The organism is Chryseobacterium sp. Marseille-Q3244 (genome assembly GCF_940807095.1).
In the GTDB taxonomy this organism is placed as follows: Bacteria; Bacteroidota; Bacteroidia; order Flavobacteriales; family Weeksellaceae; genus Chryseobacterium.
In genome coordinates this window covers 594,100-614,979 of record NZ_CALNWX010000001.1, presented here as the reverse complement: position 1 = coordinate 614,979, position 20,880 = coordinate 594,100, and the positions used below count along the sequence as shown (strand labels likewise).

Genomic DNA, 20,880 nt, shown 5'->3' with positions numbered 1-20,880 from the left:
TAGACAAAATGAAGAACTTTAGTTGGGGACACGGTGTTGTAATTGCATTATTAGCATTTATTATTTTCATATTATCCATGATGTTTCTTTTCCCGAACGGACAAAAGAACTCTGAAATGGTAACCGATAATTATTATGAAGAGGAATTACAATACCAGGATGTAATTGATTCCAAGAAAAGAGCAGATGAACTACAGGAAAAACCTGTATACAGCCAGGACACTCAAGGAATTAAAATCAATTTTCCAAAAGATTATAATAACTCAAACACTACGGTAAAGTTTGTTTTAAACAGAACCGACGACCAGAATTTAGATATCAAAAAATCTGTAGAACTTGATGCCAACCATTCTTTCATTATTCCTGCACAGGTATTGAAAATGGGTAATTATACCTTAAGACTGAGTTGGACGAAGGACAAAACAGACTATAGAATGGATTATGATGTGATATGGAAATAGGACTTGTTATATCGGCTATTGCGTTAGGCTTTGCTTCCGGTTTTCATTGTATCGGAATGTGTGGGCCTATAGCTTTATCGATGGGATTAACAAAAAAACAGGCAGCCAATTTTTATCTTCAAAATCTTACTTATCAGTTTGGAAGGATTTTCACCTATTCATTATTAGGTGCGCTTCTTGGAATTATAGGACAGGGATTTGAGATGGCTGGTTTTCAAAAATACCTGACCATCACTGCCGGCATCCTGCTTATTATTATGGCTGTATTTTCATTTGGTGGAAAAGATTTTGCTTCAAAGATTCCTTTTTTGTCCAAATTTTTATATTCAGTAAAGTCAAATTTAGGACGTCTCCTGCAAAAAGCTGATTACCGTTCGAGATTTACAACTGGAATTCTTAATGGCTTTTTACCCTGCGGAATGGTTTATATGGCTCTCACTGCAAGCCTTGCAGGTGGAGGAATATGGCAGGGAGCTTTATATATGGCTTTATTTGGTTTAGGAACCCTTCCATTCATGTTTGCCATCGTTCTGGCCGGAAACCTTATGAACCAGGCCTTCAGAACAAAAGTTTTAAAGGCGGTGCCTGTCATTATGATTATTTTGGGTGGACTTTTCATTCTCAGAGGTCTAGAACTGGGCATTCCTTATGTTTCGCCAAAAGCCGAGTCCATGACTATTTCAAAAGATCCTAATGGAGCTGTGAACTGCCATTAACTAGAATTTATAATATACCATGAAAAAAGCAATCGTCTTATTTTTAATAAGCTTGTTTATGTTGCAATCCTGTAGTGTCAATTCTGAGATTATCTACCATACCGATAAAGTAATTACCTCTGTGACGGATGTTGATACAAGAGAATTTATATCAGAAATGATGGCGATGACTCCTGATTCGTTAAAACAACAAGAATTTGAACAAATAGATAAACTACCGACGACCTGGAAAAGTATGTATGATCTTGCAAAGCAGGAAGGTACGTTAAAGACTAAAGATCCGGATACCCTAAAAATCATGAAAAAGGTATTCATAAAATCAAATAAAGAAAACAATAAATTGGCAGGTTTTTCCCTTAAAATGGAAAGTTTTACAACAGAGGATTATCAGTCTGTGAAAAGTATGACCAAAGAGGGAAGATTAGCCATAGATCAGAATATTTACAATCATTGGGACGGAAAGACTCTTACCATTGATACAGATAACTTTAATTTGGGATCTATTGAAGCGGCAATCCGAGCCAAAACTTCAAAGGAAGAATCAGAAAAAATGGAAGGCATGATGGAAATGTTTTTCAAAAATATCGGGACTACTTTAAAGTTCGAAAGTAAAATAAAATCGATCACCGGCAGACATGACTGGCTGAAACAGGTAGATGATTATTCAGTAAGAATAGAATACGATTTGAAAGCCATGTATGATAAGGATGTAAAATTAAAAAATGCTGATAAAAAGATTATAATCATTACGGAATAAAATAACAAGACCCACCGGAATCCGGTGGGTTTTTATTTGGAGATCAATCAAATTAGTTGATTGTATCAAATCTTGCATATTCAGCAATCTTCTTAGGAAGTTTAATTCCTTCTGCTGTCTGATTGTTCTCTAACAATGCTGCCATAATTCTTGGCAATGCCATTGCAGACCCATTCAGGGTGTGAACCAATTGAGATTTTCCATCTGCTTTGTAACGGCACTTTAATCTGTTAGCCTGGAATGTTTCAAAGTTGGAAACAGAACTTACTTCTAACCACATTTCCTGTGCAGCACTCCATACTTCAAAGTCATATGTCATTGCAGAAGCAAAACCTGTATCTCCACCACAAAGTCTTAATACTCTGAATGGAAGCTCAAGATCAGTAAGAATCTCTTTGATGTGCTCTACCATTTCTTCTAATACAGCATAAGAATTTTCAGGTTTTTCGATTCTTACAATCTCTACCTTTTCGAATTGGTGAAGACGGTTCAATCCTCTTACGTGAGCTCCATAGCTTCCTGCTTCTCTTCTATAACACTGAGAGAAAGCTGTATTTTTAATCGGGAGATCTTTCTCATCCAATAATACATCACGGTAAAGGTTTGTTACAGGGACTTCTGCAGTAGGAATCAGATATAAATTATCTTCGTTAATATAATACATCTGACCTTCTTTATCAGGTAACTGTCCTGTTCCATACCCTGAAGCTTCATTCACTACGTGAGGCGGGTTTACCTCTGTATATCCTTTCTCTACATTTTTATCAAGGAAATACTGAACTAAAGCTCTTTGTAATCTTGCTCCTTTTCCTAAATAGACAGGGAAGCCTGCCCCAGCAATTTTTACTCCTAGTTCAAAATCAATAAGGTTATATTTTTTAGCCAGTTCCCAGTGAGGAATAGCTCCTTCACCAAGACCTTCTACGGTATGAGACTGGAAAATATTTTCATTATCATCAGCAGAAGCACCGCTTTTTACCAATTCATTTGGAATGTTGGGAAGTTGGTACAAAATATTTAATAATTCTGTTTCTTTTACTTCCAGCTGAACTTTCAATTCTGAACTCGACTCTTTGTACTGTGCTGTTTTAGATTTTGCCGATTCCGCTTCTTCTTTCTTTCCTTCCTTCATTAAAAGTCCAATTTCCTTGGAGATTTTATTGATCTCGGAAAGCTGGGAATCTAATTCAAATTGGATTCTTTTTCTTTCATCGTCAGTAGCAATAGCTTCGTCTACCAACTCAAGATTTTTGAATTGTCTTTTTTGAAGACCTTCTAAAACGCGTTCTTTATTGTCGCGTAAAAAATTGACTTGTAACATTTTATTTAGATGTTAAATATTAAATTTAGCCTAATATAAGCTAACAATTTTACAAATTTAAAACTATTTTATGATAGTTACGTTATTTATCGAATTGGGAGTACCCGAATCTTTTGAAAATACAGATTTTGTGTTGTATAAAACTTCTGAAACCTGAAAAACTTCCGGCGAATTTCGATAATGAATTTCAAGAATATCCGTAACTGGCTGAGGAGTATTATTAACAGTCTTATTTAAGGTTACAGCCATCCTCGAATAATAAGTTGTGCCAGCAGAATCAAATTTCTTTCTTTTGGCTCCTGCAATATACTCTATATAGAAAACAGAATCCTGTCTCATTCTTAGAGGCATAGTCGTCACAGGAGAGTTATCTTTATCCCCCAATAGATCATTCACTGAATAGCTGGTAAAAGAACCACTTTTTTTAGCATTCAACAAATCCGGATTGGTATCCGATTTCATATAGATATTCATTATCTGGTCAATTCTTTGCAGAGATTCTTCATCCTGACCACAGCTGATAACCACACAACTAAATAATAAGATATAAAGAAAGATATTTTTCATTCCAACAAAGATAAAAAGATTTTATCATTAAGGCAGTTTCCTTAAGTAGGAAAAGAAAAAAAACAGAAAACCCAAACCTGAAATAAGCAATGTTGCCGTCATGGCAATTCCCATCCCAATGGTACCGTAAACAGGAACCAATATATATGCTAATACAGCCAGAAATAAGAGCGAACCCGCACTGAGCCAAGTATTGATTTCTACTTTACCTACAGCCGGCAAAAGATTCCCGTAAAGATTTCTGGTCAGCATTCCTAGTGTAAAACCCACCGATAAAATCATAAATAATGTTGTATTCTCCGCATAAGTTTCTCCAAAAAAGAAAATGATAATGTACTTTTTAAATAGATAAAAGAAAAGCAGAATTCCCAGGCAAATGGGAATGAAAAATTTATTAAAGTTTACAACATAGGACTGCAGGAACTTTTTATTCTTAAAATTCTTTGAGAGAACCGGAAAGTCACTCTGCAGAAAACTGGTCGCCAAAAAAATGATATTAGAAGGAATCAGAATAGCAGTTCTGTAATTGGCAACGGCATTCTCATTCATCATCAATCCAAGTAACAGAATATCCAATGAAAACAAAGCATCTGAAGTAAGGGATGTAAGACCAGTAAAGATACCGTATCTCCACATCTCTTTATAATTTTCAAGTTTGAATGCCCGATGCGAATAGATATCCTTCTTTAACCATATTAAAGATAAATACGGTGCAATACTGATGGCAATAAGATATCCGTAAAACTTAAAAAAATAGGTAAGAATTAAAACCAACAACAGTCCTCCGATATTCACAACATTATTGATTCTGGCAAATATCTGATTGCTGCCGGTAATTCGGTAAAATACCTGAATATGATTGAGAAAATAAAATCCTCCAAGCCTTACCGCACAGGCCATAAAAATAATGAAGATATCTTCATACTTATGAAAATAGAAAACAGAGGCACTTAGAAACAGGAGAATCAGAATGACTTCAAAAAAAATTCCTTTGAAAAAAAAATAAGATGAAATTTTTAATTTTTCCTCTTTATCAGATGAGATAGATCCGAAACGGATTAAACTCTGGCTGCTTCCAAATCCTGTAAATGGAGCAAAAATAGTTAAAACAGAAAGGACAATGCTTAAGACCCCAAATTCATTTTCAGGCAATAATCTGATAATCAGCAAAGATCCTAAAAAACTGCAGATTTTAGCAATAAGGAATGAAAAGAAAACATGATGTCCACTATTGTTAAAAAAATTTCTAAAAAAATCTTTCATGCTTTTCATTTCAACCTTATCAACGGAGCATTTAGACTTTAACAGTCTTATATTATATTTTTAAATGCCTGATTAAATTTATCTGCTATTGCTGATACTGAAAACTTTTCGACAACATATTGATGAAGTTTTTCCGGAGAATCTGCTTTATAATTTCCATTCAGCATATTCTTCATTGCTCTATAGAGTTCTTCTTTAGATTTTTCAATGATAATTCCCTGATTTTCTCCAATAATTTCAGGAATTGCTCCTACACGCGTTGCAATCACCGGAACCCCCGAAGCAAGAGATTCTAACAAAACACACGAGAAACTTTCATAGTCACTGAAAAGGACAAAGCAATTGCTTTTTTTCATTTTTTCAGCAACCTCTGTATATGAAATTTCTCCAAATGTTTTGATGTAACTCTTTCCATCATACTTTTCGATAAGTCTATTTAATTGCTCTACATCCCCGTCGCCTCCAATTTGGAGTTCAAAGTTCTTAAAATCCTTTCTTAGCCTAATTGCAGCTTCTATGATAGCATCTGGGTTCTTAAGGGAAATAAGATTCGATATATGAAGAAATGTAAATGTATTGCTTTGTTTATTTTCCGGAAAAAAAAGATCTGTGTTAACCACATTTCCGATGACCTTAAAGTTTTTACCGATTTTAAGATCTTTTAAATTATCCATCAGAGTTTTACTTACAGGAAATAAGAAAGAGGCTTTCCGGGCAATATATCGTGCCGTAAGAATACTTGTAAATGAAATTTTGGATCTATTAATCTGAAGAAAACCTGACCAGTGTTCTGAAACCACAAAGGGAATCTTATATTTTTCCTTTAGATAAACCGCAAAAAGCATGGAATTATGCAATATGTTTGCATGTACCAAATCAGGCTTTTGTAACTCAAGGAAACCCTTTTGGTAAGCCTGCATTCTATTTCTAAAATTCAGTAACGGATTTTTTGAGCTTTTATAATATACAATAAGAGTTCTTATTCCGTTGATCTTCTGATCATCGAAAATAAATTCCTGATCTTGGGAGAAATCCCCTATAGCATGTAGTATTTCTACCTCGTGCAACGACGCAACGGCTTCTGCATGACGTTGTACAAAGTTGCCATTCGTAGGCTCCAACTTGTTGGGAAACCATGAGGAAATATACAGGATTTTCAATAGAGATTATTTTATGGAAGAAGCCCAGCTTTTCTCCAATGGAAGAAGGAAATGGCTTAAAAAATCCAAATAAGTATTTTTAGAAAAATCAAAAACCTCAATATCTTTCGACAATTCACCGTTTCTTAACTTGTTCTTGAAATCAAGAAGCTTTAATGTTTTCACCTCACTGTTTTCTACGAAACTGGCTTTCATTCTGTCAAATAATCCCAACTGATACTCTTCATCAATCTCTCTCATTACCTTCCCTAAAGCATCAATACTGCACCCTGAAGCCATCTCCTTCTCTTCATCAACACATACAATAATGAATTGATTTTTTTCAATTTTGAAGGATGATGAAAGTGGCTTTCCATGCGCAGCCCAAGTTGCCAGAAAATCAAATAGTTTTTCCGTAATAGCTTTTGCTTCTTTAGTTTCAAATGGCCTGGATGCCGGATATATAATAACTCTGTAATCGTTTGTTTCTACAACGTTTGATTCTTCAATTTTCATATCTAATCAATTTAGAGGATAAAATTACGCTTTTTTCTTCAGACAGAATGTGACTTATATCCTGTAAAGATATTCTTCCCAATTAAAGACATTCAAAAACAGCATTATAAGAATTCTCATTTCTACTTAATACTTTGGTCTGAGAATAGCCTTTTTCAACAAGTAAATGGATGAGTTCTTCTTCGCTATGATTTGAATTTTTCAGTGCTATATTGTTTATTTCTATGATAATTTTAGGTTGGTAATGGGTAAGTATTTCGTGCATCCCCTGTAGTGCTGAAAATTCACCCCCTTCAATATCTATTTTAATAAGATTAATCTTTGTAATCTTTTGATTTCTAACATAATCATCCAGAATGACACTTTTTACCTTCTCTTTTGCCGTGAAATCTTCAAGATACAATGAAGCCATGCCTACATTTCCATAACTTTCGTTGTATAAAATTTCAATGTAATCATTTTTATCCGCAACAGCCAGGTGCTCAAGAGTTACATTTTTTAAATTATTAATAGAAAGATGCTGGGAAAATTTTTTATAATTAGGATTAAAGGCTTCAAAAGCGTACACATGACCATTAATTCCAATAATTCTGGATGCATTTAATGAAAACAAACCAATATTCCCGCCTACGTCTATGAAAGTATCTCCATCCTGTAAAACAGAGTATAGATAATCTATTTCGTTCTTTTCATAGTCTCCAACAAAATAAAGTTGTTGCTGAATCCAGTCATCAAGATCTAAATTAAGGATAATATTACCTCGGTAAACAATGCTTTTCTTTACCCCATTAAAAAGATGATAAGGTTTAAAGATATATTTATGAAAGGCAAAAAACTTTTGTCTGAAAAAAGGGAAACCTATGATGAATTTAAAAAATGAAGCTAAAAGACTTCCCATACTCGTTTTATCTGACTGCAATTTACAGCATTTTGAATAAAAAAACAAAACCAGGGATTCTTCCTGAACTGTATGATTTGATGTTATACATCTTCGTTTACATTCTTGAAATGTCTAGATATTATATCCATTTCTTAAGCCATATAATCATTTAATTTTTAATAGTATAATATTTTTGACTCAATGCATAGAGCATCATAATGAAAAGCGGAAAAATAAACGGAAAGAAGAGTCTCAATGCTGCCGTATGCGGAAAGAAAAAGAATTTGATGTATACATTCACCAGGAAAAGTACTGAAATCATTCTTACCCATGCATCTTTGGAACACCAAAATACTATTGCAATCATGATGATTACAGACAGAGTCACTTTTTTAAAGTAGATCATCCTGATATAAATAATACTCAGATAGTCTCTTACGCTTACTTCAATAGGATGGGTGGAAATAAAAGGTCTTCTGTCGATAAAAGTGTCGTAAAAAACGTCTTTCCAACCGGGATAATGGTAAAATTTAATAATTGCCAGATATATCAGCAGAAGTACTGCACCCTGTGCAATAAGGGAAAAATCAATCTTCTTTTCTTTAAAATAGTAAAAGAAGAAAACGGCAATAATATAAGTCAGGGTAAGTGTAATATAGTCCGGACGTATAAAGGTGATGGCACACAGAAGTACAAACATCCCCCATTTGTTCCATTTTTTGATCAAACCGATGATAAAAATCAGGATAAACTGAAAAATGAACATATCCGGTGTCGAAATTCTTGCCATATCCGTCATGGGCGGCAAAAGCATGGCTGCAACCGTTAGTCCTATTGCAAACCAATATTTCTTCGGAAATAGAAGTTTTAGAATATAAAATAATAGTAACCCTGAAAAAAAATAAGAAATAAGACTGGTAAACAAGACTGCCATTGGAGAGGAAAGTCCCAACTTATAAAAGAGAGTTATTACAAGAATATACCCTACTTTGATTTGAAAATAGGGTAATTGTTCTGTAAAAGATTGTGTATTTTTTACGAAATACTGCCTTGGAATGTTCCACTGCTTTATGCCGATGATATCTGTATACTGGTCTGCAGGTGCTTCTTTTTTTATTTCATCGTAAGTTATAATTCGAACTTTATCTTGTGAATTCGGGAACTCAGAAGTATACATACTTCCTAAATATCCCGGCATATCCCAGTTATATACTCTGTTTTGGTAATTCCAGAATGTAAGAGCAGCAAGTATCGAAATGATAAATAAAAAGGAGAGTTTCAATTCTACCTTCATAAAACTGTATAAGATTACAATTATAAATCGTCTGCTTCAGCAAGAAGCTCAACGATATCTTTTACCGCAACTTCTGTATTTTTGTTGAAGTGTTTTACCCCGTCCGTCATCATTGTATTACAGAATGGGCATCCTGTTGCAATTACCTTTGGTTCAAAAGATAAAGCTTCTTCTGTTCTTTCAATATTGATGTCTTTATTCCCTTTTTCAGGCTCTTTAAACATCTGGGCACCCCCCGCTCCACAGCAAAGTCCATTTGTTTTGCAACGCTTCATTTCTACAAGCTCTGCATCCAGTTTCTCAAGAAGCATTCTTGGAGCTTCATATTCATCATTGGCACGTCCCAGGTAGCATGGATCATGGAAGGTAATTTTCTTTCCTTTGAACGCTCCGCCTTCAATTTTCAATCTCCCTTCTTCCATTAAGGTTTTAAGGAATTGAGTGTGGTGAACAACGTCAAAGTGACCTCCAAGACTTGGATATTCATTTTTAAGGGTATTGAAACAGTGTGGGCACGCTGTTACAATTTTCTTTACCTCATAAGCATTCAGAACTTCAATATTGGTAAGTGCCATCATTTGAAAAACAAACTCGTTACCTGCTCTTTTTGCAGGATCTCCGGTACAGCTTTCTTCCTGTCCTAAAACAGCAAATTCAACCCCTATTTTATTCAATATCTTGCAAAATGCTTTTGTAATTTTTTTGGCACGGTCATCAAAACTTCCGGCACATCCAACCCAAAATAAAACTTCCGGTGATTTTCCTTCGGCAGCATATTCTGCCATTGTTTTTATATTGAAATCCATTTCTTTTTCCAATTTGAAAATGTGAGAATTTGGAAATTTGAAAATGACTTAGCTATCAGCAGTTTTCAAACTTTCAAATCGATTAGTTTTTTAATTTTCTGAAGCCCAGTTCAGACGATCAGCCTGATTATACTGCCAAGGAGCAGCATTATTTTCCACATTCGTCATCATCAGATTCAACTCCTGCGGAGCAGCAGACTGTTCCATGACCAGGAATCTTCTCATTTCAAAGATAATGGAAAGTGGGTCTAACAATACAGGACAAGCCTCTGTACATGCATTACATGTAGTACAAGCCCAAAGTTCTTCTTTAGTAATATAGTCATTCAACAGCTTTTTGCCGTCGTCTACAAATTTCCCATTTTTATCAATATTCCGTCCTACTTCTTCCAGTCTGTCTCTGGTCTTCATTAAGATCAATCTCGGAGACAATTTTTTCCCGGTAATATTTGCAGGACAAACAGAAGTACAACGCCCACATTCTGTACAAGAATATGCATTTAACAATTGTACCTGATTAAGGTCAAAAATATCTTCTGCTCCAAACTTGGAAGGAACATCTGCTTCAGCTCCCTCTGCTGGTGCCGCATAAGGATCTGCATTAGGATCCATCATCAATTTGATTTCTTTTGTTACAGAATCAAGATTGTTGAATTTCCCTTTTTTATCAAGATTCGCATACCAAGTACTTGGGAATGCTAAAATAATGTGTAAATGCTTTGAATAGTAAAGGTAGTTCATGAAGAAAAGAATTCCTACAAAGTGGAACCACCAAGCTCCTTTTTCTGTAAAGTGCAAAAATCCATCACCGAAATTACTAAAAACAGGACCTAAAATAGAAGAACTAATCGGGAAGCTTCCAAGCGCCGGTAATACACCTCTTTGCTGTAGCACCCAATCAGCAGCATTCATTTTAAAGAACGCCATCATTAAAGCAAATTCAATGATAAGAATCCAGTTGGCATCTTGTTTTGGCCATCCAAAAAGTTCTTTCATGGTTAATCTCTTTACTCCATAAAAGTTTCTTCTGATGAAGAAAACCACAACTCCGATAACAACAAGAAGTGCCAGAATTTCTAACGTGGCAGTAAAGAAACTATAGAATCCGTTTCCGAAAACTGAAGCCAGGAAACGATGAGTTCCAAACAGTCCATCAACAATAATTTCAATAAGTTCTATATTGATAATCACAAAACCTACGTACACGAAAAGGTGTAAAACACCAGCAATAGGACGTTTCACCATCTTGCTTTGCCCCATAGCTACTCTTGCCATGGTAGTCCAGCGTTCAGATTTTCTATCCGTTCTATTGATCTCGTGACCAAGTCTGATATTTCTATAGATCTTCAGTAGGCTCTTGGCAAACAGTCCAAATCCCGCTACTAATAAAATCAGGAAAATAATGTTATCGATGTACTGCATAAGGCGTATTAGTCTTTGTTATTTTTACCGAAAACTGAGAAATTGATATATCGCTTAGGATTCGCTTTCATATCCTCGATTAATGTATTCAGGTTAGAAGAAGCTGAATTAAGATTATTATACAGTTGATCGTCTTTCATTAGTTTACCCAAACTTCCTTCTCCCTTATCTATTCCACCAATCACCTGATTCAGTTTTCCTACAGTAGCATCAAGATTAGCAATCGTTGCATTTAATTGTTTTGTATCAATGCTCTGTGCAAGATTTCCGTATTTATCCAGGGTTACCTTTCCACTTTGCATAGTAAGACTTGCATCATCCAATACTTTCTGTAGTTTTGGATCATTATGACCTACCAGGCTGTTTACATTTCCTGCTGTAGTCTGAAGTGCTCCTACTGTTTTGTTAAGGTTGGATAATAAAGCTTTTACTTCGGCTCTGTTTTGTGCATCCACGAGCAGGTTGGCATTTGCCATTAAAGAGTCTACTCTGTGGAGAACTACCTGCAATTGATCTTTTACCGGACCTACCTGAGAAGAAAGGCTTCCCAGCGTTCCCAGCTTGAAAGCTCCTTTCAGAGTATCTCCATCTTTTGCTGTAGCACCGCCATACATCAGGTTTACTCTCATTTCTTTACCGGACATTAATCCCGGTTCAAAAATTTCCAATGTTGAATTTTTTGAAAATTCAAATTTGTTATCAACCGTAATTTTTACAACAAAACTGATTTTACCGTCCTTTGCTGTTTGAGGTATAATCTTATCAACCTGGCCTACTTTAAGACCATTAATAGAGACTGCCGAAGACTGCGCAAGGCCTTCTACATTTTCATATTTTGCGTAAAAGATATTGTCGGTAGTAAAAAGGCTTTTCCCTTTCATAAATTGAAACAACACCACAAAGCCTACGATAGCTAGAAGTGCAATCACACCAGCTTTTAATTCTTTACTGAACTTCACTTGCTAATTTTTTTCTAATAAGCAAATATAATACATTTTAAATAAATCTTTTCCTTTATTATTCTGCGTTAAATACAAAAAAAAGCGACAAAAAATTGTCGCTTTTATATTAATAGATAAGAATCTCTTATTGTTGCTGATTTCCCAGCTTGTTCCAGATCTCGATTCTATAGTCCTGGATATCTGCGTTATCCTGAAGACTCTTCAACCAAGCCTGTCCAAACATTCCTGCATTTCTCTGAGAAATAGACTCAGTGAACTGCTTAAGATCACCAGGTTGCTTGTTTACAGTTTCAGATTTTTTAATCAGTACGTAAACTCCTGTTCCTCCTTCAACCGGGTTAGACAGTTTACCTTTTGCAACACCGAAGGCTGCACCAGCAACTTTAGGCTCCATAGCACCAGCTACTGAAGGGTTTAATAGGTTTACCTGAGCGGTTTGTTTTGTAGTAGCAAACAAAGCAGCAATCTGATCTAAACCTGAAGCTTTTGCTCCTGCAATTTTATCAGAAATTTGTTTTGCAGCCAATTTATTTTTAACAATTACTTCAATCTGATCTCTTACAGATTCAGGATCAGCAAGACCAGCTTCCTGTTTTCCGTTCAGGAATACAACAATTTTGTCTCCTGTTCCGTCTACGTTAAATAATTCAGTATCTCCTTTAGATCTTTTCTTATCAAAAGCCCAAGTAAGAATATCGCTATCCTTTTCAGTACCTAGTCCCTGAAGTTGTCCTTCGAATCTCTTCGCAGCTTTAGGGTTAGTGAACTGGAAGTTTCCTTTCTTAGCAATGTTCACGAAATCGTTGAAAGATTTTCCTTGAACCTGCTGAATGAATTTTCTTGAGTTTTTATCTGTTTCAGCTTCTGTAGCATCTGAAGGCTTAATCTCTTTTACAAGATTTGCCACCTTATACCCCATTGATCCAGATTTTTTATCTTCGATATTGATGATGTGGTAACCAAACTGAGTTTCCACAACTCCTGTTGCTCCTTTAGGATTGTTTGCCAAATAAGTAAGGAATTCAGGAACGAAAGGGGTTTCCGGAGTTGTCCAACCAAGGCTACCTCCTTGTGCAGCAGAGTTTGGATCATTTGAAAGCTTAAGGAACTCTGTAAATTTAGCAGGTGTTGCTTTTACGATAGCTCCGATAGAGTCTGCTAATTTCTTAGCCTGTTCTTTAGATCTTGTTACTCCTTCTCCTGCAGGGCTTCCTTTGAAAGCGATCAGGATATGTCTTGACAATGTAGAATCTGAAGTCTTCTTCCCTACAAGCTTAGAAACTACATAGAAATTTTGTTCTTTATAAGGACCAAAAGTCTGTCCTATCGCAGCTGTTGCGATCTGACCTTGTATAGTAGCAGGCAATTGTGTAGGCTTTACATACTGAGGATTGAAAGGTGAATCTGAGTTTGCCATCACAAACATAGAGTCATTCTTCGTATTCTGGAAGTTTTCAGTACCTCCACTCGCATCCGTACCTCCTGAGTATAATTTTGTAATTTCCTTTAAAGCGGCTGCATCATCTGCTGCACTTGGCTTAGACGGGAAAAACACGATACCTAAGTTTCTGCTAGGCTCAGCTTTGAACATTACCGGGTGCTGCTTGATATAGTTGGCAAGATCTTCTGTCGTAACATTGATCTTTGTTTTTTGAAGATAAGCTGCATAGTCTACCTTTACAAAGTCGATGTCAGCAAGCTGATCTCTTTCTTTCATCAATTCTTCAGCTTCTTTCTTACCCGTAGTAATACCTGCTGAAATATTGGTAAACACCTGTCTTGCCATCAGTCTGTACTCAATTGATTTTCTAGTTTTCAACCATTGAGCATATCCCTGAGGGTTAGTGTTTTGTAATGTTTCAATTTCTTTTTTAAGGTCTTGAGTTTTAAAGTTCCCCTTCTCATCAAAAAACTGCTGATTTTGAGCGAACATCTGATCGTACTGGATTTGATTCCAGAAATAATCATCATTCATTTCAAAGCCCAATTTCTCAAACTGTTGCTTGATAAGTTTAGATTGAACAAGTAACTGCCAAGCCTGTTCTTCAAGACCGTTCTTTGGACGACCCTGTTGTTCAGCCTGTTGCTGCAGCACGAAAAGCTGATCATTGAACTCTTCGCGGGTGATTTTCTCACCATTTACTTTTCCTAAAACGTCAGGATTCTTACCAAAAACCTTGTCGATACTGTCTGGGTTCACCAAGAACGCCAAAAGCGCTAAGGCTATTACTCCCATTAAAAGCCAAGGCTTACTCCTAATCTGTCCTAAAATTGCCATTTTATAAATTATAGTTTTTTATCAGTTTGCGAAAATACACATTTTTAAGAAATTAGAGAAGCAGAAGTTCTTTATTTTAATTTTAAATCCTAAAGATTATGTAAAAAAGGAAATTTTGACCATATTTTTTAGCAAAAAACAAATGGCATAAGTATTGTGCAATCTAGTATATTATAATATACCACACGTTTTCAGGGCTTATTATAAAAAAATCCATTTAACGATTAAAAACGAAAATGACAATTTGTCATTCGATCCATTATGACAGAATTTGAAGATATAAGTTTAGAAGAAATGATCAGCGACGGTTTTGATATCGTCACTGAAGAAATCAATCTTTCCGACTTTGGAGAGACTGAAAAAAATTCCGAACAGAAAATATTCCCAATACTTCCCGTAAGAAATATGGTAATGTTCCCGAATGTAGTAATTCCTATTACTGCAGGAAGAAAAACCTCTATACAACTCCTTGAGGAAGCGCAGAAAAACGGAGATTTCATCGGAATTGTAAGCCAGAAGAATTCTGATCTTGAACAACCTACCGAAAAGGATATTTATACCACCGGTACATTAGCAAAGATCATCAAGATCATTAAACTTCCTGAAGGTAATATTACGGCTATTACCAAAGGCTTCCATAGGTTTAAAATCAAGAAAATTGTTGACATTCAACCTTATTTTAAAGCTGAAATCACAAAATTAAAGGATAATAAACCTAAAAATCAGGAGGAATATGAAGCGTTATTAGAAAATATCAAAGAGCTTGCTTTAAAAATCATTGAGCTGGACCCTAATATTCCTAATGCAGCTAATTTCGCCATCAAAAATATCAACAATAATGATGATCTGCTGAATTTCATCTGTACCAACGCCAGCTTCCCATCTCTGGAAAAGCAAAGGCTGCTTGAAGAAAAAAGCATGATGGAAAGGGCCAATAAATGCTACGAGATGATGCATGAAGATTTCAGAAAGCTGGAATTGAGAAATCAAATTCATCAAAAAACTTCAAAAGATCTTGATAAACAGCAAAGAGAGTATTTCCTGAACCAACAGATCAGAACCATCCAGGAAGAATTGGGTGGTGGACCTGAAAGTGATGTTGCAGACCTTATTGCTAAAGCTAAAACAAAGAAATGGAGCCAGGAAGTTGAAGATCATTTCCAGAAAGAAATTGGCCGATTACAAAGACAAAACCCTAATTCTCCGGACTATAATGTACAGAGAAATTACCTTGATTTCTTCACAGATCTTCCATGGGAAACCTATACCAAAGATACTTTTGATATTGCAAGGGCTGAAAAGGTGTTAGATAAAGCACATTTCGGACTTGAAGATATTAAGAAAAGAATTTTGGAGCACATGGCTGTTTTAAAACTAAAGAACAACATGAAGTCTCCTATTCTACTATTAGTAGGGCCTCCGGGAGTAGGTAAAACATCCTTAGGTAAATCTATTGCAGATTCTTTAGGCAGAAAATATATAAGATTATCTTTAGGTGGACTTCATGATGAAAGTGAAATCCGTGGACACAGAAAAACCTATATTGGTGCGATGGCCGGAAGAATTCTTCAGTCTATCAAAAAGGCAGGAACTTCTAATCCTGTAATTGTTTTGGATGAGATTGATAAAATTGCTCAGGGACTTCACGGAGACCCAAGTTCTGCACTACTAGAAGTCCTTGACCCTGAACAAAATAAATCTTTCTACGACAACTTCCTTGAAATGGGATACGACCTGTCGAAAGTAATGTTTATTGCAACGGCAAACTCCCTTTCAACGATTCAGACTCCACTTTTGGACAGAACGGAGATCATTCAGATTGCCGGATATACATTGGAAGAAAAGATTGAGATTGCAAAAAGACACTTAATCAAAAAACAGCAGGAAGAGAATGGACTGGACACCAAATCATTCAAACTTGGAAATGCTGAACTTAAGCATATTATTGAGGCTCATACCTCTGAAAGCGGCGTAAGAACCTTAGAGAAAAGAATTGCTTCTGTGGCAAGATGGGTAGCATTACAGACTGCTTTGGTAAAAGAGTATGACCCAAAAATTTCGCTGGAAAAAGTAGATGAAATCCTTGGCGTTCCAAGACCGAAAAGTTTATCTGAAATCACTGGAGTTCCCGGTGTTGTAACAGGTCTTGCCTGGACAAGCGTAGGTGGAGATATTTTGTATATTGAAAGTATTCTAAGCAACGGTAAAGGAGCTTTAACGATGACCGGAAATCTGGGAACCGTAATGAAAGAATCTGCTACTATTGCCCTAGAATACATTAAGGCTAAACATGATGAGCTGGGAATTGCCCAGGAAGACCTGGATAAGAAAAACATCCACGTTCATGTCCCTGAAGGAGCAACTCCTAAAGATGGTCCTTCGGCTGGTATTGCCATGCTGACTTCAATGGTTTCTTCTTTTAAAAACAAAAAGATCAAACCTCACCTTGCCATGACGGGAGAAATTACTTTAAGAGGAAAAGTACTTCCTGTAGGCGGAATCAAGGAAAAGCTTCTTGCGGCAACCAGAGCCGGAGTAAAAGATGTTATTCTTTGTGAGGCTAACAGAAAAGATGTGGAAGAAATCAAAAAAGATTATTTAAAAAATCTGAAAGTGCATTATGTCAATAGAATGGAAGAAGTCATTGATATTGCTATTGAAAAATAAAAACAATTTATTTACATATTAACTTCTCAATAAGAAACACGTTCTGAATTCCAGAGCGTGTTTCTGTTTAAATAGTAAGGATTTAGGAATGGAATTTGATGTGCAGAAAGAAAAATCCACACTGTTTGAATAAAAAATTCTTCAAATCGACGGGTTTTTCTTATTTTTATTCCACACTGCAGATTTTAGATTATGAACTTTCTTAGACTTCCTTTCCTTGTCAAGCTTACCCTTGTCGTTATTTCGATCATTGGGATCGGGTATCTTTTAGCTTTGGGGCAAACCATTTTAGCTCCATTTTTCTTTGCATTCCTGATGGCCATGCTGTTTTTGCCGGCAGCCACTTTCATGGAAAAGAAACTAAGATTTCCAAGATCTATGTCAACAATGACTTCCGTATTCATTATGTTGATTATTTTAGCGGGGCTCATTTATTTTTTCACCAATCAATTATCAGATTTTAGCAAAGATTTGCCTCATTTAAGAGAGCAGCTGACTACCGTTTTTAATAATGCTCAACATTGGGTTTCCAAAACATTCAATGTAAAAGTAGACGAGCAGGTAGATTACATCAATCAGGGATTGAATAAGCTTTTATCTTCTTCCGGTGCCATTTTAGGATTTACTTTTGGTATTTTCTCAACAGGATTTGGTTTTATCATATTTTTCACCCTGTTTTTTATCTTTATTTTAAATTACAGAAGACTGTTGAACAACTTTATTGTAACGGTTTTTAATGAAAGACATAAATCAAGTGTTCAGGCAGCGGTGAATGAAATTCGTGTCATGACCAAGAAATACATCTTCGGACTGTGTCTTCAGGTGATTATTGTATCCATTCTTACCTCTATAGTACTCACTGTTTTAGGGGTAAAATACGCTATCCTTTTAGCTGTTTTAACAGGTTTATTAAACGTAATTCCTTATTTAGGTATTTTTATCTCACTCATTATATCCTGCTTTATTGCCTTTGCTACAGCCAGTCCTTCAACATGTATTTATGTTGCTATCGGATATATTGGTATTCATGCTGTAGATGGAAATATTGTACTTCCATTTGTTGTGGGTTCCCGAGTGAAGATCAATGCTTTATTTTCTTTCATAGGAATCCTTCTGGGTGAGCATCTTTGGGGAATTGCCGGGATGTTTCTTTGTATTCCTGCGATTGCTATTATCAAGATCATCTGCGAAAAGGTTGAAGATTTAAAGCCTTGGGGAAAACTACTAGGAGAAGAGGAAAAACCAAACAAAAAGAAGAAAAGCTACAAGATTTCAAAGAATATTACTCTGAAGGAAATGGACTAACATCATTGCCGATAAGTAATTAATAATGAGCAATAAAACATTCATTAGCAATGACCGCTAAATTGATATTTACAGCATAAACGAACATATTAAACTTTAAACAATAAAGACTGCTTTTCACAGCAGTCTTTATTTATTGTATTATGGAAGAGCACAAAGCGGTCTCATTCCATTTGGACAAGATTCTTCACAAGGAATATAGGATTGATTATCCGGGCAATATCCTAAATTAGGAGTTGTAGGGCCGCCTCCACCAGGACCACCTCCTAAACACGGATCTCCCGGAGGTATTTTACATGGACAACCAATAGGACCTATGTCACATTTTCCAATGCCAGCTCCCCCCTGAATTTCTCTTAAATCTGTACGGTTTAATTTTTTAAGGTTTTTCAACATAATTTTTATGAGTTTAGTTTGTACTCAAATATAAATAATAAAATGATACAGAATATCACATTAACCTACCGTTAACACAAACAATGTTATTTTTAAATTGCAAAATCACAATAAAATTGTATTTTTATTTTACATTTGATATAAAATATTTATTATGAAACTCATTAAACTTATCATCTGTATCTTATTTGGCATTATGTTTATTAATGCAGGCTTAGACAAATTCTTTCATTACAATCCAACCCCTCCCCTCACAGAAGCACAAATGAAAATCTATGCTGCATTCGGAGAAATTGGATGGTTACTACCATTGGTAGGCACTGTAGAAGTAATAGGCGGTCTATTATTTATTTTTCCAAAGACAAGAGCATTAGGTGCCATTATAATCCTGCCTGTTTTGACAGGAATTTTAATACATAATACTTACAGAGATCCTTCAACCACTGGAATTTGTATTTCCGGTATCTTGTTTCTGATCAATATCTGGATATTGATTGATAATAGAGAGAAATATAAAAATCTGGTTGGATAGCAATTAGAAACCCATATTTAGCAGATGACATCAACTATCATCTGCTATTTTTTTTTTATATAAAAGCACTGAATCCTGTAATAGATCGCCCTACAATGAGTGAGTTAATTTCTTTTGTTCCTTCATAGGAATAAATAGCCTCGGCATCTGCTACAAAACGGGCCACATCATATTCCAGGAGAATACCATTTCCACCCATCACTTCTCTCGCTCTGGAAACAATATCCCTTGTTCTTAATGTACAGAAAACCTTTGCTAATGAAGCATGTTCATCTTTTAGAATCCCTTCATCCTGCATTTCAGACAATCTGAAAACCATAGTCTGCATGGCCGTAAGATTGGATAACATTTCTACCAAATGTCCCTGAATCATCTGAAATGAGGCAATAGGTTTTCCAAACTGTTCTCTGGTTCTGGTATATGCTAAAGCACTTTCATAAGCTCCTCTTGCACATCCTGTTGCCATCCAGGCAACCCCTGCTCTTGTCATTCTCAGAACTTTTCCGGTATCTTTAAATGAATTGGCATTCTGCAAGCGATTTTCTTCTGTAACTACGCAATCTTTAAGAGTAATTAATCCGTTTTGGACAATCCTCAAAGCCATTTTCCCTTTGATCTTTTCTACAGAATATCCCGGATTATCTTTTTCAACAATAAATCCTTTTACTTCTCCACTATCCAGATCTCTTGCCCAAATAATAATAAGATCTGCAAAAGTTGCATTTCCGATCCATTTTTTCTGACCATTTAAAACCCATCCTTCAGCTGTTTTCTTACAAGTCACTGTAAGACCCCCTGCAGCTCCGGAGCCCACTTCCGGTTCAGTCAGTCCAAAGGCTCCTATTTTTTCAAACTTCTGCATCTGTGGGAGCCATTTCTGTTTTTGCTCTTCTGAACCACATATATAAATAGAACCCATTGCCAACCCGGACTGTACTCCAAAAAATGTAGCAATAGAGGCATCAATTCTTGCCATTTCCATCGCAATAACACCTTCCATCAGAAAAGGCATTCCAGGACATCCATATCCTTCATAAGTTACTCCACAGATATCCAGTTTTTGAAATTTCGGAATTAACTCAAAAGGAAATTCATCCCTAAGCCAGTAATGATTGACCAAAGGTTTAACTTCTTTTTCCATAAAAGCTCTTACTTTCAGTTGAATTTCCCGCTGTTCAGGAGTTAAAGTATGGTAGATATCGTAAAAATCGCCATCAATGGGAGGAAGTTCTTTCTTTTTCTTATCGGGATCAAGCATTTTCATAAGCCCGGTAAGTTGTTTATCATCCAGCTTTGAAAAATTATGCATTAGTTTCGGCAAATCTACTTTTTGAGAAATAGCACTGAGTTGTTCAAAATCTATGGATGTGAATAATCCTATTGCATTTCTGATTTTAGAAAAGGTATTTGACATAATGATATATTGTGATTTTGGTTTGTAAAAAGATAAGCAAAAATTACTCCGAAAGCAAACCACCAACCTAGACTCTATTTTACAAACGACTGATATATAATCAATTAAAATAGAAAATTCTCTTTACAAATTTTTTACTTTCAATTTTCAAGCATTACAAAGGATCCTTGCTGAACTTTGACTC

The 20,880-nt window shown here is 35.6% G+C and carries 19 protein-coding genes; 6 read left to right on the top strand and 13 right to left on the bottom strand.

Going from position 1 to position 20,880, the window contains the following annotated elements; genetic code table 11:
* The first annotated feature begins 8 nt into the window (after positions 1-8).
* From NBX25_RS02835 to NBX25_RS02825, 3 genes are read left to right on the top strand one after another with little or no spacing between them, the layout of a single operon-like run.
* Positions 9-461 carry a FixH family protein gene (locus tag NBX25_RS02835; protein ID WP_123909732.1) on the top strand — a complete coding sequence of 151 codons (453 nt, stop codon included), beginning with the start codon at positions 9-11 and terminating at the stop codon, positions 459-461.
* Positions 452-1,177, top strand: coding sequence for a sulfite exporter TauE/SafE family protein (locus NBX25_RS02830; protein WP_250252743.1), 726 nt, complete (start codon positions 452-454; stop codon positions 1,175-1,177). Before NBX25_RS02835 ends, NBX25_RS02830 begins: the two co-directional genes overlap by 10 nt.
* Positions 1,178-1,235: 58 nt before the next feature.
* Entirely contained in the window at positions 1,236-1,934 is a 699-nt protein-coding gene (locus tag NBX25_RS02825) for a hypothetical protein (RefSeq protein ID WP_250252741.1), read from the top strand.
* Positions 1,935-1,986: 52 nt separating this feature from the next.
* On the opposite strand, the gene serS is transcribed toward NBX25_RS02825, so the two are convergent.
* The 11 genes from serS to NBX25_RS02770 form a co-directional block, all read right to left on the bottom strand.
* A complete protein-coding gene (serS, locus tag NBX25_RS02820) occupies positions 1,987-3,255 on the bottom strand; it encodes a serine--tRNA ligase (protein WP_123909729.1) in 1,269 nt (422 codons plus the stop codon).
* A gap of 63 nt (positions 3,256-3,318) precedes the next feature.
* The gene (locus tag NBX25_RS02815; protein WP_123909728.1) at positions 3,319-3,822 is read right to left on the bottom strand and encodes a hypothetical protein; all 504 of its coding nucleotides are present in this window, start codon (positions 3,820-3,822) and stop codon (positions 3,319-3,321) included.
* 27 nt (positions 3,823-3,849) lie between these two features.
* Positions 3,850-5,085, bottom strand: coding sequence for an oligosaccharide flippase family protein (locus NBX25_RS02810; protein WP_250252739.1), 1,236 nt, complete (start codon positions 5,083-5,085; stop codon positions 3,850-3,852).
* 47 nt (positions 5,086-5,132) lie between these two features.
* Positions 5,133-6,245 (bottom strand): glycosyltransferase, encoded by a 1,113-nt coding sequence (locus NBX25_RS02805; RefSeq protein WP_123909726.1) that lies wholly within the window; start codon positions 6,243-6,245, stop codon positions 5,133-5,135.
* 6 nt (positions 6,246-6,251) lie between these two features.
* Positions 6,252-6,740, bottom strand: coding sequence for a hypothetical protein (locus tag NBX25_RS02800; protein ID WP_250252737.1), 489 nt, complete (start codon positions 6,738-6,740; stop codon positions 6,252-6,254).
* A gap of 82 nt (positions 6,741-6,822) precedes the next feature.
* A complete protein-coding gene (locus NBX25_RS02795) occupies positions 6,823-7,659 on the bottom strand; it encodes an FkbM family methyltransferase (RefSeq protein ID WP_250252735.1) in 837 nt (278 codons plus the stop codon).
* A 130-nt stretch (positions 7,660-7,789) separates the two neighbouring features.
* Positions 7,790-8,914: a hypothetical protein gene (locus tag NBX25_RS02790; protein ID WP_250252733.1), complete on the bottom strand. Its 1,125-nt coding sequence runs from the start codon at positions 8,912-8,914 to the stop codon at positions 7,790-7,792.
* A gap of 20 nt (positions 8,915-8,934) precedes the next feature.
* Positions 8,935-9,720, bottom strand: a complete 786-nt coding sequence (locus NBX25_RS02785; RefSeq protein ID WP_123858192.1) for a (Fe-S)-binding protein — start codon at positions 9,718-9,720, stop codon at positions 8,935-8,937.
* A gap of 90 nt (positions 9,721-9,810) precedes the next feature.
* Positions 9,811-11,142, bottom strand: a complete 1,332-nt coding sequence (locus tag NBX25_RS02780; protein ID WP_123909722.1) for a 4Fe-4S dicluster domain-containing protein — start codon at positions 11,140-11,142, stop codon at positions 9,811-9,813.
* Positions 11,143-11,150: 8 nt separating this feature from the next.
* Positions 11,151-12,101, bottom strand: coding sequence for an MlaD family protein (locus tag NBX25_RS02775; protein WP_250252731.1), 951 nt, complete (start codon positions 12,099-12,101; stop codon positions 11,151-11,153).
* 127 nt (positions 12,102-12,228) lie between these two features.
* The gene (locus NBX25_RS02770; RefSeq protein ID WP_123909720.1) at positions 12,229-14,382 is read right to left on the bottom strand and encodes a peptidylprolyl isomerase; all 2,154 of its coding nucleotides are present in this window, start codon (positions 14,380-14,382) and stop codon (positions 12,229-12,231) included.
* 261 nt (positions 14,383-14,643) lie between these two features.
* On the opposite strand from NBX25_RS02770, the gene lon reads away from it, so the two are divergent.
* Together lon and NBX25_RS02760 are read left to right on the top strand one after the other, a co-directional pair.
* Entirely contained in the window at positions 14,644-17,049 is a 2,406-nt protein-coding gene (gene lon, locus NBX25_RS02765; RefSeq protein WP_123909719.1) for an endopeptidase La, read from the top strand.
* Between the two features lie 192 nt (positions 17,050-17,241).
* Positions 17,242-18,354 (top strand): AI-2E family transporter, encoded by a 1,113-nt coding sequence (locus tag NBX25_RS02760; RefSeq protein WP_123909718.1) that lies wholly within the window; start codon positions 17,242-17,244, stop codon positions 18,352-18,354.
* Between the two features lie 141 nt (positions 18,355-18,495).
* Here NBX25_RS02760 and NBX25_RS02755 read toward each other — a convergent pair whose 3' ends face one another.
* Positions 18,496-18,750, bottom strand: a complete 255-nt coding sequence (locus NBX25_RS02755) for a bacteriocin-like protein (RefSeq protein ID WP_250252730.1) — start codon at positions 18,748-18,750, stop codon at positions 18,496-18,498.
* Positions 18,751-18,904: 154 nt separating this feature from the next.
* Between NBX25_RS02755 and NBX25_RS02750 the strand changes: the two genes are divergently transcribed.
* The gene (locus tag NBX25_RS02750) at positions 18,905-19,282 is read left to right on the top strand and encodes a MauE/DoxX family redox-associated membrane protein (protein WP_250252729.1); all 378 of its coding nucleotides are present in this window, start codon (positions 18,905-18,907) and stop codon (positions 19,280-19,282) included.
* Between the two features lie 55 nt (positions 19,283-19,337).
* Here the strand turns inward: NBX25_RS02750 and NBX25_RS02745 are convergent, their stop codons facing one another.
* A complete protein-coding gene (locus tag NBX25_RS02745) occupies positions 19,338-20,696 on the bottom strand; it encodes an acyl-CoA dehydrogenase family protein (RefSeq protein ID WP_250252728.1) in 1,359 nt (452 codons plus the stop codon).
* Between the last annotated feature and the right edge of the window lie 184 nt (positions 20,697-20,880).